Below are 12,593 nucleotides of genomic sequence, written 5' to 3'. Positions count from 1 at the left end.
CGAGAAAAGGACGAGCATGAAGACCCGTTTGACCTCCCTGAGCGCCGCCGCCGTGCTGGCATTGTTCGGCGCCACCGCCGCCCATGCCCAGGACACCACCAAGGTGGCGCCACCCATCGACAAACCCGCTCCCGGCAAGCCGGCCGCCATGACGGTGCTGCCCGGCGACGATTTCTTCGGTTATGCCAACGGCGAATGGCTGGCCAGGACCGAGATCCCGGCCGACCGCGGCTCCTGGAGCGCAATGGGCGCGCTGGCCGAGGAAACCAATACCCGCATCGCGAAGATGATCGAGGAGCTGGGCGCCGCCAGGGACACGAGCGGGGAAGCACGCAAGGTGGCCGACTTCTACGCCGCCTACATGGACGAGGCGGGTATCGAAAAGCGCGGCCTGGCGCCAATCAAGCCGATGTTGTCGAACATCGCTTCGATCCGCGACAAGGCCGCGCTGGTGCGCGCGCTCGGCGCCTCGCTGCGGGCCGACGTCGACCCGCTCAACGCCACCGATTTCTTTACCGAAAACCTGTTCGGCCTGTGGGTGGCGCAGGGCCTGGCGGAACCTTCGCGCAACCTGCCTTACCTGCTGCAGGGCGGCCTCGGCATGCCGGATCGCGCCTACTACCTCGAGAACAATGCCCGCATGGCCGAGCTGCGCACCAAATACCAGCAGCACATCGCCGCCATGCTCAAGCTGGCCGGCTACGACAAGAGCGAGGAGCGCGCCGCCCGCGTGTTCGAACTCGAGCTGGCGCTGGCGCAAACCCACGCCACGCGCGAGGACTCGGCCAACGTCCAGAAATCGAACCATGTCTGGACCCTGAAGGACTTCGCCGCCAAGGCGCCGGGCGTGGACTGGAAGGCCTTCTTCAAGGCCGCCGGCCTGTCGGACCAGGACCGCTTCCAGGTCTGGCACCCGAGCGCGGTGACGGGCGCGGCCCGGCTGCTGGCCAAGCCCGATGTCGCCATCTGGCGCGACTACCTCGCCTTCCACAAGCTGAACCAGTACGCCAGCCTGCTGCCGAAGGCCTTCGCCGACCAGCGCTTCGAATTCATGGGGCGCGCCCTGACCGGCACGCCGCAGCAGTCGGCCCGCTGGAAGCGCGCGCTGGCCGCCACCAACGAGGGAATGGACGAGGCGGTCGGCAAGCTCTACGTGGCGCGCTACTTCCCGGCCGAGAACAAGGCGCGGGTGCAGGCTATGGTCGCCAACATCGTCGAGGCCTTCAGCCGCCGCATCGAAAAGCTCGACTGGATGGCCCCGAGCACGCGCGCGCAGGCGCAAGCCAAGGTCAAGGGCATGTATGTGGGCATCGGCTACCCGGAGCGCTGGAAGTCCTACGCCGGCCTGCAGGTGGTCAAGGGCGACGCCTTCGGCAATGCAATCCGCGCCGAGGAGTACCGCTACCGGCAGGAGACGGACAAGCTGAAACACAAGCCCGATCGCACCGAATGGGCGATGCCGCCGCAACTGGTGAACGCCGTCAACCTGCCGCTGCAGAACGCGCTCAACTTCCCGGCCGCCATCCTGCAGCCGCCGTTCTTCGACCCGAAGGCGCCGGACGCCGCCAACTATGGGGCGATCGGCTCGATCATCGGCCACGAGATCAGCCACAGTTTCGACGACCAGGGCGCCCAGTTCGACGCCCAGGGCCGCCTGCGCAACTGGTGGACGCAGCAGGACCTGGCGCATTTCACCGCCGCCTCGGACAAGCTGGTCGCCCAGTACGGCGCCTACAAGCCCTTCCCGGACCTGGCCGTCAACGGCCGGCTGACGCTGAGCGAAAACCTGGCCGACCTGGCCGGCCTGGCCGCATCCTACGACGCGTTCAAGACCACGCCCGCGGGCCAGGCACCCGGTGCCGACCGCCAGTTCTTCACCGGCTTTGCCCAGGGCTGGCGCACCAAGATGCGCGAAGCGTCGCTGCGCCGCGCGGTGCTGACCGACGGCCACGCACCGGCCCAGTACCGCACCTATATCGTGCGCAACCTGGATCCCTGGTACACGGCCTTCGACGTCAAGCCGGGACAAGCCTTGTACCTGGCGCCCCAGGACCGGGTGCGGATCTGGTAATCTCGGCGGGGAAGGGCGGCCCTCCGGCCGCCGCCGTTTTTGACAGGCAAGCATGACCGACCATCTGGACGACATTGCGCGGCGCACGCTGGCGCATTACGAGCGCCATGCGCGGCAGTTTTTCGCGGGCACCATCGACCACGACGTCAGCCAGAACGTGGCGGCGCTGCTCGGCGCCATCGAAGGTCCGGCGCCGTTCACGCTGCTCGACCTCGGCTGCGGCCCCGGACGCGACCTGAAGACCTTCAGCGAGCTGGGGCACCGCGCCATCGGCCTCGACGGCGCGCTCGAATTCGTCGCGCTGGCGCGCGAGTACAGCGGCTGCGAGGTCTGGCACCAGGATTTCCTGCACCTGGCGCTGCCCTCCGGGATGTTCGACGGCGTGTTCGCGAACGCCTCGCTGTTCCATGTGCCGAGCGCGGCCTTGAGCGGCGTGCTATCTGCCCTGTACGGCACCCTGAAGCCGGGCGGCGTGCTGTTCAGCTCGAACCCGCGCGGGCACAACGAGGAAGGGTGGAATGGGCCGCGCTACGGCAGCTATTACGATTACCCGACCTGGGAAGGCCGCCTGGTGGGCGCCGGATTCCTGCCGCTGTTCCATTACTACCGGCCCGAAGGCCTGCCGCGCGAGCAGCAGCCCTGGCTGGCCAGTCTGTGGCGCAAGCCTGTACAGTCTCTCAATGTTAATCAGCGAACAGAGACGCCCGACAATCAGGCCTAAGGTGGGACCTCGATTCCAACCAAGAGGTGCAGTGATGAACGACGACCAGATCAAGGGCAAGGCCAAGGACATCGGCGGCAAGATCCAGGAGAAAGTCGGCGAAGCCACCGGCAGCCGCCAGCAGCAGTCCGAGGGACTGTCGAACCAGGCCGAAGGCAAGGTCCAGGAAAAAGTGGGCGACGTGAAGGATATCGTCAAGGGCAACAAGTAAGCCTGCGCCCCACTGATCAAGAAGCCGCGATGCGTCGAGCCACGATGCCTCGCGGCTTTGTTTTGTAACTGGGAGCGTCTAACAAAATTGTCATGGCAAGGCGCGGCGCCGAAGACAGTACGAGAGTACGGCGAGGCGCTGCAACGCGGCCATGGCGGGTTTGTTAGGCGCTCTTAACCCTTTTCCTCCACCTTATCCCCCAGCACATCCTCGATATACAGCATCTGCACCAGCACCTTGATCGCCGCCGCCAGCGGGGTGGCCAGTGCAACCCCGGCAAAGCCGAAAATGGTGCCGAAGATCAGCTGCATCACGATGGTGAGCGCCGGCGGCAGGTCGACCGCGCGCGACTCGATCAGCGGTTGCAGCAGATAGCCTTCCACCAGCTGCACGCCGACGAACAGCAGCACCGTGTACAGGGCCAGGTCGGGACTGATGGTGAATGCGATCAGCACGGCCGGCACGCCGGCCAGGATCGGCCCGATGTAGGGGACGAAGTCGAGCAGGCCGGCAATGATGCCCAGGATCAGGGCCAGCGGCACGCCCAGCATCGACAGGCCCGCCGAGGTGACGACACCGACGATCAGCATCGACATCGCCTTGCCGAGCAGCCAGCTGCCCAGGGTCTCGCCGATTTTTTGCTGCACCTGGCGCGCACGCGGGCGCTTCGACTGCGGCACCAGCTTGATGAGGCCGTTCGTGTAGAGCCGGGGCGAGGCGGCGAAATAAATGCCGACGAACAGGATGATCACCACGTTGCCGAGCGCGCCCACGACGCCGCCGAAGAACAGGCCGGCATTCGGCACCATCTGCGCGAGCTGCTTGACGATCTGCTCGGGCGGCGGCATGCCCGCCATGACGCGCTTGAGCAGGGGATGATCGTTGACCAGGCCTTGCAGCTGCTGCAGCGATGTGGGCACGGCTTCGGCCAGTTTGCTGGACTGCTCCGCGATCTGCGGCGCCATTGCCCAGCCGCCCAGTCCGATGATGGCCACCAGCAGCAGCACGACCACGCCCAGCGCCCACTTGCGTTGCATGCCCGTGCGCCGCGCCAGCATGCGGCTGAGCTCATGGAACAGCACCGCGCACAGGATGCAGGCAAACACCAGCAACAGGGCGTCGGCCGCGAACCAGACCGCGGCCAGGCCGAGGATGAACAGGACGCTGATGCCGTCGACGACGGCGGTCCGTTTCATCAGCTTGCGCCGGGTTGGCGCATCGCCCGATGGCGGCGGGGAGGCAGCGGGTTCACGCATGCTCGTACTCCATTATCAAATAATTAATTCAACACTAGCATGGGTTCCTGCGTTCCGGCGCATGGATGAGCTGCCCGGGAAGCGTTTGCCCAATTGCCGAGCTATGTGCGAATCCGTACAGAACGCGGCTGGAGGCCCGCGTATTCTGGACCCATCGCGCAGTCAACGGGACCGCGCAGCATTCAAGGAGATCGCCATGAACAAGGACCAAGTCGAAGGCAAACTGCAAGACATCGGTGGCAAGATCCAGGAAGAAGCCGGCAAGCTGGTCGGCAACCGGGAGCAGGAAGCCAAGGGCCTGAAGAACCAGGTCGAGGGCAAGACCCAGGAGAAATACGGCGACGTCAAGGACGCGCTGAACGACGCGACCCGCGACGTCAACCGTTAATAGACAACGCGCGTCACCCCGCGTCACCCCGGCCCGTCCGCGGACGGCCGGGTTGGGAACGCGAAAAAGCCCCGGCGCCGATGGCGCAGGGGCTTTTGTTTTTATGGCGTCCCGTTGCCGGGAAAGGGCTTACTGGACTTCGTAGGCGCCGATGTCGATCTGGCTGCCCAGGGTCGAACGGCCGACGGCCGCCGCGGTATGCTTGTAGCTCGAGACGGCCTTGAGCGAGGCGCCGTCGCTCGACGAACCTGGCGACGAACCGGCGTTCAGGATCAGCGAGCTCGAGAGCGGACGCAGGTCGTAGGCTGCGCGGTTGGCGAAGCTCACTGCCAGCGACTGGTAGTTGGTCTTCTTGATGGCCGAGCTCTGGGTGGTGACCGTGCCGTAACCGGCGAACAGGTTGTTGATCAGCTTGGCCGGGGTGGCGGCGTTGCGGACCATCACGAAGGTGCCACGCGAGCCATCGTCGTTGACGAAGGTGTTGTTGATCACGTACAGGTCGGTCTTGCGGCTACCAACGCCTTCTTCGCCGTAGGCCACCAAGGCCGGGTTGTTGCTGCTGCTCGGCTGCATGATCACGTTGCCGATGATGAAGGTAGTGCCGCCGTTCGGCACATCGATCTCGTAGCTCGGCTTGCCGGCCGGCGTGCTGCCGCTTTCGCCGGAACGCAGGCTCGAGAAGCGGTTGTACGCGATCGTGTTGTACAGCGCGCGGGTCTTGAGGTTGTGGCCGACGTTGGCGTCATGCGAGAAGTTGTAGCGGAAGGTGAGCTTGCCGACCTTGCCGATGTAGACGTTGTGGGTGTAGCCGTCGCCGCGACCGTTGTAACCGAACTCGTTGTTTTCGAGCGTGATGGTGCTGGCGGTGTTCGCGGCGCTCAGGATGCCGTTCTCGTTCCTGTGCAGGAAGGAGTTGCGCAGCGTGAAGTTGGTGCCTTCCAGGCGCAGCGCTGCACCATTGCGGTCCGGCACCTTGGAGCCGAACATTTCGACGTTGTCGATGGTGATGTTGCTGCCCACGACAACCCAGGTGCCCTTGCCGAGTGCATTCTTGCCGGCGGCATCGATCTTCGGGCGGCCGTTGACGCCGCGGATGGTCAGGTTGCTCTTGTAGATGGCGCAAACGTCGCCGGAATAGGTGGCGGCCTGGATTTCGATGACGTCGCCGGACTGTGCTGCGGCAAACGCCTTGCAAGGAGTCGAATAGGTCTTGCCGGGGCCGACGCTGCGGGTGGCGGCTGAAGCCGGGGCGGCAATGGCGGCGCCGACGACCACTGCGGAGACGGCGAAGGAGATGCGGGTGAAGCTGGTACGGATGGCTTGCATTGGTAAAAGTCCTCTTGTGGTACCGCTCTTCTTGAGCGTGTCTCTAGATCAGGAACACGGAGAATACCGCGAGGAATTAATTCCGGGGGGACATAATTTGTTACAGCAATGCTGTACTGTTGAGTTCCGTGTTCACATTCTCATAGGAAAGAGATACATTTGAGGACAAATGTATTGACCAAAAAAAGTTTGTATAGCGTTGTTTATGTACAACAAAATGATTGACATTTTGTTGAATTGTCAGAAATTTTTGTATCTTCTGAGGCAACTGTTGAGCTAAAACGCCGGACGGCACGGCGTCTCAAGAGACAAAAAAAACCGGGAGGCCTGTTCGGCGTCCCGGTTTTTTTACGGCCTACAGGTTCAGCGCGGTGCGGTGCCGCCCAGGTTCTTCTTGAAGAAGTTTTCGATCATGCCGTACACGTGGCGCTGGGCGACGCGGCCGGAGATGCCGTGCTTGGCGCCCGGATAGGTCATCAGCTCGAACTGCACGTTGCGCTTGACGAGTTCGTCGATCAGGCGCGTGCTGTTGGTGAACAGCACGTTATCGTCGGCCATGCCGTGCACCAGCAGCAGCGGCGATTTCAAACCGTCGAGGTGGGCGAACACGCCGCTGCGGTCGTAGGCGTCCTTGCCCGACTTCGGCGTGGCGCCGACATAGCGCTCGGTGTAGTGGGTGTCGTAGAGCGCCCAGTCCGTCACCGGCGCCACCGACACGCCCATCGCGATCTTGTTCGAATCGGCCGCCAGCAGGCGCAGCGTCATGAAGCCGCCATAGCTCCAGCCGAACACGCCGACGCGCTTCGGGTCGACGAAGGACTGCTGCGCCAGCCAGTCGACGCCGGTCAGCTGGTCTTCGACTTCGTGCTTGCCCAGGTTGTTATAGATGACGTCGGTGAACTGGCGCTCGCGGCGGCTGGAACCGCGGTTATCCAGGCGGAACACCACGAAGCCTTGCTGCGCCATGTACTGGTCAAAATAATTGCCCCAGGTACGGGTGACGCGCTGCGAGTGCGGGCCGCCATAGGTAAACAGGAACACCGGATAGCGTTTGCTGGCGTCGAAATTGGCCGGCTTGATCAGCGAGTAGTGCAGGGTCTGGCCATCGTTCGCCTTGATCGTGCCGTATTCGGTCGGCAGGTGGTCCGGCAGGTACTTCGCGTACGGGTGGTTCGCGTTCAGCTCGTTTTTCTCGAGCCATTGCACCATGCTGCCGTCGGCGCGGCGGATCGACACTTGCGGCGGGGTCTTCGGGTCGGAATAGGTGTCGACGAAAATCTTGCCGTTGTTCGCGAACGCGGCCTCGTGCCAGCCGTCGCCCTGGGTGATGCGGGCCGGCTTGCCGGCAGTGCTGCCGTCCAGCGCCAGCGCGTAGGTCTGCTTGTCGATGACGGCGTCGCGGTTCGAGGCGACATATACCTTCCCGGCGGCTTCGTCCACGGCGAGCACGTTGTCGATGCCCCAGTCGCCGCTCGAGATGGGGTTGAGCAGCTTGCCGTTCAGGTCGTACAGGTAGAGGTGGTTGCGGCCGCTGCGCTCGGATGCCCAGATGAAGGCCTGGCGGTTCTTCAGGAAGCGCAGGTCGTTGTGCAGGCTGACCCAGGTGGCCGAGGTCTCGGTCAGCAGCGGGCGCTGCTTGAGCGTGGCGGCGTCCACCGCCACCAGGTCGAGGCGCTTCTGGTCGCGCGTCTGGCGCTGGTAGACCAGGGTCTTGCCGTCCGCGCTCCAGTCGGCGCGCACCAGGTAGATGTCCTTCTCGGCGCCGAGGTCGATTTTCCGCGAGACGCCGGTCTGCGGCGACACGATGAACAGGTCCACCAGCACGTTCGGGTCCCCGGCGGCGGGGTAGTGCTGGTCGATCACTTCGGTGCGGTCGGCAAAGATCTCGAAGCGGCGCGCGACCGGCACCGGGGCTTCGTCGTAGCGTTTATAGGCAATGCTCGAGTCGTCCGGCGCCCAGTAGTAGCCGGTGGTCTGGTCCATCTCTTCCTGCGCGACGAATTCGGCTTCGCCGTTGTGCACGGTGCCCTTGCCGTCGCTGGTCAACTGGCGCTCGGCGCCGGTGGAGAGGTCGATCACCACCAGGTTCTGGTTGCGGACAAAACTGACGTAGCGGCCCTTCGGCGAGATCTTCGGGTCGAGCACGTTGCCCGAGGCAACCTTGCGCGCCGCGTCCGGCCTGGCGACATCGACCAGGTACAGGTCGCCGGCGATCGGCACCAGCAACTGCTTGCCGCTGGGTGCCCAGGTATAGCTGAGGATGCCCGACAGGCTGGCGGTGCGGGCCCGCTCGCGGCGCGCCTTTTCCTCGAGCGACAGGTTCTCGAGGGGGACCAGTTTCTTGGAGTCGACCAGCAGGCGCGTGGTCTTGTCCTTCATATTGTATTCCCACAGGTCCTGCTGGAACTGGTTGTCGGTGCGGCCGCGCAGGAAGGTCACGCGTTCGCCGTCAGGCGAGACGCGCACGTTTTTCACGCCGGGACCGGCCAGCGAGGTTTCGCCGTGGATGCGGTCGAGCGTCAAGCGTTCCGCGGAGGCGGGCGCGGCCGCGAGCGCGGCCAGGAGGCAGAGGAGAAGGCGCATGGATTGTCTCGTTAAAGTTAGCTATATGCAACGGACGAGACGATACCAGAGTCGCACCCCAAAAGCTGTACATATCGAGGGAAAAACGGCCGCGTCGGCAACAACGCGGCGCTTGCCTCAACCGGCGGCCGCGGCGGCGCGCTGGCGGGCGGCGCCGGCCACGATCTTCTGGCGCGACAGGCGCTCCATCGACCAGCTCAGCAGGACGGCGGCAATCGTCAGGCCCAGCACGAGGCCGATCCAGAAACCGGTCGACTCCATCGGCTGGCTTGGCGCCCACGGGAACCAGCTCGGAGCGATACCCAGGATATAGCCGAGCGGCAGCGAAAAGCCCCAGAAGGCGACCAGCTGGATGATCATCGGCGGGCGCGTCACCTGGTAGCCGCGGATGGCGGAGGCGGTGGCGACCTGGGTCGCATCCGACAGCTGGAACAGGGCCGCGAACAGCAGCAGGTGGACGCAGGCTTCCTGCACCGCCGGGTCCGAGGTATAGGCGCGCGCGATTTCCCAGCGGAAGATCGCGATCATGGCCGCCGACAGCAGGCCGAAGGCGACCGACATGCCGACCCCGACCCGCGCCACGAACTGCGCTCGCACCGGGTTGCCTTCACCCATCGCCTGGCCGACGCGGGTGAGCAGGCCGATGCCGAAGCTGAGCGGCACCATGAACACGAAGGAGGAGAAATTGAGCGCAATCTGGTGCGCCGACACCTGCACCACGCCGAAGCGTGCCACCATCAGGCTGATCAGGCCGAAGGCGCTGACCTCGGCAAAGTAGGTGATGCCGATCGGTATCCCCAAGCGCAGCATGGCGCCGATGGCCTTCCAGTCCGGGCCTTCCCATTTGGAAAACGGATAGCTCATGCGGTAGACCGGGGACACCTTGATCCAGGCAAGCATGGCGACGAGCATCAGCCACATGGCGGCGCTGGTTGCAACCGCACAGCCGACTGCGCCCATCCTCGGAAAGCCCCAGTTGCCGAACACCAGCAGCCAATTGATGGCAATCACGAACAGCAGGCCGAGGATCGCGATGACCATGATCGGCTTGGTCTCGTTGATACTGGTCGTGTAGCCATACAGCGCGCGGTAGCAGGCAAAGGCCGGCATGCCGATCGAGGTTACGTGCAGGAACATCGAAGCGCGGTCGGCCACTGCCTGGTCCAGGCCGATGTGGTCGAACACCAGCGTCGCCAGGTTGGTGAACAGGAAAGCGATCAGGCCGACGATGACGGCCTTCCACAGGGCCTGGCGCACCGAGTGCGGGATCTTGTCGTAGCGCCCGCCGCCGATCTCGTGCGCGACCACGGTATTGATCGACATCATGGTGCCCATCACGGTCACCAGCACGATCGACCAGACCGAAGCGCCCAGCGAGACGGCCGCCAGTTCGGCCGCGCTCACATGGCCCGTCATCGCGACGTCGGCCACGCCCATGCCGACGGTCGCCATCTGGCCGACCAGCATGGGCCAGGACAGTTTCCAGAGGGTGGCAATCTCGGTGCGGACGGGTGTGCGCGAGGCGGTGAGCGTGGAGGTGGAAGTCATGGGTAACCTGATACGGAAACCCGTGATTCTACTGTCTCATTGATCATGCCGCTGAAGTGTTCCACGTATCAGTGCTGCCCCATCGGCCGCGGCGCAAGCGTCAGCAAATACGCATGCAAGGCGCGGGCGTCGATGTCGTTCATGCGACTGAACGAAGCGAAGGGCATGACCGGACTGATGGCGCTGCCGTCTGGCCGCTTACCGGTGCGCAGCATGCCAACGAAATGGTCGGCCGAAGGGTAGCGCGCCATCGCACTGCCGGGGCCGGGTGTCAGGTTGGCTGCCTCGGGCCAGTCGGGTGGCGAGCCCGGAATCCGGCCGCCGCTGAGCCCGGCACCATGGCAGCCGACACAGGTCTGCGCGACGTAGGCACCATGCGCCACCGTGACGCCGGCCGGCAACGCGGCAGGCGGCGGCAGTGTGTGGTCGATCTTTTCGGCGGCGTCTTTGATAGCGCCCGTCGCGTACAGCATCTTGACGGGCAGCGGCAGTTCGATGCGCCGGCGCTCGCCGGATACTGGCGGCATCTGCTGCAGATAGGCAACCAGCGCGGCGGTATCTTCGTTTGTCAGGCGGGCATAGTCTTCACTCGGCATGATGAGCACCGGCTGTCCCCCGGGCTTGACGCCGTGCCGGATCGTGCGAATCCAATCGGTGACGGAATAGTTTCCGGTCGCGCTATTCGGCCCGCGAGTGATGTTGGGCGCCACCACCAGCATGCCGTCGGCGTCGATCACTGTCTTGCCGGCGCCGTTGGCGCCGTGGCACTCGGCACAGCCGCGGGTACTGTAGAGGTAACGGCCGTGCTCGATCCGGGCCGGGGCGGAAGGAATCGGTAGCGGCTGCACGGTCACGGCAACGGTGCGCTGCAGTTTGCGTGCGCTGAGCCAGTGCGCGGCCGCGGCGGCAAGCAGCCCCAACATGATCAGGCTGCCCAGGATCATCACGGTCCACTTCTTCCATCTGCCCATGGCGGCCCCCGTTGTGCCAATCGCTAAGCTCGTTCAATGTATCACCGCTCATTTGCTTGTTCAATTGCTTGCAAAACTAGTGATGCCAGAACTTTTAATTTGTGTTGTGAATCCCCACCTAACGGAAAACGCAGCCTGTTCCGTGGGCGGTATGGGTTGCCAGCTAACCATCCGGGAGTTCACTGTGGAATACAAGGACTATTACCAGACCCTCGGCGTCGACAAGACTGCCTCCGCGGACGAGATCAAGAAGGCGTACCGGAAGATGGTGCGCAAATACCACCCGGATGTCAGCAAGCACAAGGACGCCGACGCCAAGACCAAGGAAATCAACGAAGCCTACGACGTGCTGGGCGATGCGACCAAGCGCGCCGCCTACGATGCGCTCGGCCGTGGGCATCGCGCCGGCGAACCCTTCCAGCCGCCGCCGGACTGGGGCGAGCAGTACGACTTCGCCGGCGCCGGCGCGGACGACTTCTTCGCCGACCTGTTCGCGCAGGCCGGACGGCGCCAGCGCCACGGCGGCGCCGGCCGTAGCGGCGCCTTCCAGATGCGGGGCGACGACATCCACGCCGCCATCACCATCGACCTGCGCGACGCCTACCAGGGCGCGACGCGCACGATCAGCCTGCGCGTGCCGCGCCAGCAGGGAAGCGGGCGCGTCGCCATGGAAGAAAAAACGCTGAATGTGAACATCCCGCGCGGCGTGACCCCGGGCCAGCAGTTGCGCCTGGCCGGCCAGGGCCATGAGGGGCACGGCGGCGCCGGGCCGGGCGACCTCTACCTGGAGATCGGCTTCGCGCCCGATCCGCGCTACCGGGTCGAGGGAACGCACGTGTACGAGAACGTGCCGGTGACGCCGTGGGAGGCCGCGCTGGGCGGCAGCGTGTCGGTGCAGACCCCGTCCGGCACGGTCGAGGTCACGGTGCCGGCCGGCTCGCAGAGCGGGCGCAAGCTGCGCCTGAAAGGGCGCGGCATCCCGGCCAATCCACCGGGCGACCTGTACCTGATCCTCGACGTGGTGCTGCCGCCGGCGAACAACGACAAGGCGCGGGCGATCTACCAGGCGATGGCGCGCGACCTCGCGTTCAATCCGCGCGTCGCCTAGGCGGGCCGCCTAGGCGCGCTGTTTGATTTCGACCACCTGCTTGAGGAGGGAAACGATGGTATCGAACCAGACCTTGACGGGCGTGCTGCTCGACGATGTGGCGCTCGACCTGGACCAGCTGGCCTGGGCCTGCAATGTCGAGCCGGACTGGGTAATCAGGCATGTGCAGGCCGGCGTGCTTGGGCCGGAAGAGGGGCAGGCGATCGGCCTGCGCTTTCGCAGCGTCGACCTGGCAAGGGCGCGCCGGCTGCTCGAGCTCGAGCGCCATTTCGACGCCGACGAAGAACTGGCCGCGCTCGTGATCGACCTTGCCGACGAAGTGCGCCGCCTGCGCACCCGGCTGCATGCGCTCGGCATCGCCCAGCCCTGAAGCGCGCGCCGTGCATGCCGGGGTAGACCTAGAATCGAAC

Annotated in this window: 11 protein-coding genes; 6 read left to right on the top strand and 5 right to left on the bottom strand. The window is 64.9% G+C overall.

Going from position 1 to position 12,593, the window contains the following annotated elements; all coding sequences use genetic code 11:
- The first annotated feature begins 16 nt into the window (after positions 1–16).
- The 3 genes from ACFPAH_RS14845 to ACFPAH_RS14835 are packed head-to-tail and all read left to right on the top strand — an operon-like array spanning position 17 to position 3,003.
- Positions 17–2,071: a M13 family metallopeptidase gene (locus tag ACFPAH_RS14845; RefSeq protein WP_379746800.1), complete on the top strand. Its 2,055-nt coding sequence runs from the start codon at positions 17–19 to the stop codon at positions 2,069–2,071.
- Positions 2,072–2,123: 52 nt separating this feature from the next.
- Positions 2,124–2,792 (top strand): class I SAM-dependent methyltransferase, encoded by a 669-nt coding sequence (locus tag ACFPAH_RS14840; protein ID WP_379746798.1) that lies wholly within the window; start codon positions 2,124–2,126, stop codon positions 2,790–2,792.
- Positions 2,793–2,826: 34 nt separating this feature from the next.
- Positions 2,827–3,003 (top strand): CsbD family protein, encoded by a 177-nt coding sequence (locus ACFPAH_RS14835; RefSeq protein WP_379746796.1) that lies wholly within the window; start codon positions 2,827–2,829, stop codon positions 3,001–3,003.
- A 173-nt stretch (positions 3,004–3,176) separates the two neighbouring features.
- On the opposite strand, the gene ACFPAH_RS14830 is transcribed toward ACFPAH_RS14835, so the two are convergent.
- On the bottom strand, positions 3,177–4,259 hold the full coding sequence (locus ACFPAH_RS14830) for an AI-2E family transporter (RefSeq protein ID WP_379746794.1): 1,083 nt from the start codon (positions 4,257–4,259) through the stop codon (positions 3,177–3,179).
- Positions 4,260–4,455: 196 nt separating this feature from the next.
- On the opposite strand from ACFPAH_RS14830, the gene ACFPAH_RS14825 reads away from it, so the two are divergent.
- Positions 4,456–4,647 (top strand): CsbD family protein, encoded by a 192-nt coding sequence (locus ACFPAH_RS14825; RefSeq protein ID WP_379746792.1) that lies wholly within the window; start codon positions 4,456–4,458, stop codon positions 4,645–4,647.
- Positions 4,648–4,776: 129 nt separating this feature from the next.
- Here the strand turns inward: ACFPAH_RS14825 and ACFPAH_RS14820 are convergent, their stop codons facing one another.
- The 4 genes from ACFPAH_RS14820 to ACFPAH_RS14805 all read right to left on the bottom strand — a co-directional run bounded on the left by ACFPAH_RS14820 (position 4,777) and on the right by ACFPAH_RS14805 (position 11,048).
- Positions 4,777–5,973, bottom strand: coding sequence for a hypothetical protein (locus ACFPAH_RS14820; protein WP_379746790.1), 1,197 nt, complete (start codon positions 5,971–5,973; stop codon positions 4,777–4,779).
- A 363-nt stretch (positions 5,974–6,336) separates the two neighbouring features.
- Entirely contained in the window at positions 6,337–8,556 is a 2,220-nt protein-coding gene (locus ACFPAH_RS14815) for an alpha/beta fold hydrolase (protein ID WP_379746788.1), read from the bottom strand.
- A gap of 117 nt (positions 8,557–8,673) precedes the next feature.
- Positions 8,674–10,104 (bottom strand): MATE family efflux transporter, encoded by a 1,431-nt coding sequence (locus ACFPAH_RS14810; protein ID WP_379746786.1) that lies wholly within the window; start codon positions 10,102–10,104, stop codon positions 8,674–8,676.
- 68 nt (positions 10,105–10,172) lie between these two features.
- Entirely contained in the window at positions 10,173–11,048 is an 876-nt protein-coding gene (locus tag ACFPAH_RS14805) for a c-type cytochrome (protein ID WP_379747015.1), read from the bottom strand.
- 211 nt (positions 11,049–11,259) lie between these two features.
- Here ACFPAH_RS14805 and ACFPAH_RS14800 point away from each other — a divergent pair, with 211 nt between their 5' ends.
- Both ACFPAH_RS14800 and ACFPAH_RS14795 read left to right on the top strand, forming a co-directional pair.
- On the top strand, positions 11,260–12,183 hold the full coding sequence (locus tag ACFPAH_RS14800; protein ID WP_379746784.1) for a DnaJ C-terminal domain-containing protein: 924 nt from the start codon (positions 11,260–11,262) through the stop codon (positions 12,181–12,183).
- A 55-nt stretch (positions 12,184–12,238) separates the two neighbouring features.
- Complete coding sequence (locus ACFPAH_RS14795; protein ID WP_379746782.1) at positions 12,239–12,553, top strand: MerR family transcriptional regulator; 315 nt, start codon at positions 12,239–12,241, stop codon at positions 12,551–12,553.
- Positions 12,554–12,593 lie beyond the last annotated feature (40 nt).

Origin of the sequence: Massilia sp. GCM10023247 (genome assembly GCF_042653325.1) — a bacterium.
Taxonomy (GTDB): Bacteria; Pseudomonadota; Gammaproteobacteria; order Burkholderiales; family Burkholderiaceae_D; genus Telluria.
This window is presented reverse-complemented; position numbering and strand designations above follow the sequence as displayed.

Bases quoted from the DNA above. Each gene is read 5' to 3' on its own strand.
- ACFPAH_RS14845 (WP_379746800.1), top strand. From the start codon at position 17: ATGAAGACCCGTTTGACCTCCCTGAGCGCCGCCGCCGTGCTGGCATTG.
- ACFPAH_RS14840 (WP_379746798.1), top strand. From the start codon at position 2,124: ATGACCGACCATCTGGACGACATTGCGCGGCGCACGCTGGCGCATTAC.
- ACFPAH_RS14835 (WP_379746796.1), top strand. From the start codon at position 2,827: ATGAACGACGACCAGATCAAGGGCAAGGCCAAGGACATCGGCGGCAAG.
- ACFPAH_RS14830 (WP_379746794.1), bottom strand. From the start codon at position 4,259: ATGCGTGAACCCGCTGCCTCCCCGCCGCCATCGGGCGATGCGCCAACC.
- ACFPAH_RS14825 (WP_379746792.1), top strand. From the start codon at position 4,456: ATGAACAAGGACCAAGTCGAAGGCAAACTGCAAGACATCGGTGGCAAG.
- ACFPAH_RS14820 (WP_379746790.1), bottom strand. From the start codon at position 5,973: ATGCAAGCCATCCGTACCAGCTTCACCCGCATCTCCTTCGCCGTCTCC.
- ACFPAH_RS14815 (WP_379746788.1), bottom strand. From the start codon at position 8,556: ATGCGCCTTCTCCTCTGCCTCCTGGCCGCGCTCGCGGCCGCGCCCGCC.
- ACFPAH_RS14810 (WP_379746786.1), bottom strand. From the start codon at position 10,104: ATGACTTCCACCTCCACGCTCACCGCCTCGCGCACACCCGTCCGCACC.
- ACFPAH_RS14805 (WP_379747015.1), bottom strand. From the start codon at position 11,048: ATGATCCTGGGCAGCCTGATCATGTTGGGGCTGCTTGCCGCCGCGGCC.
- ACFPAH_RS14795 (WP_379746782.1), top strand. From the start codon at position 12,239: ATGGTATCGAACCAGACCTTGACGGGCGTGCTGCTCGACGATGTGGCG.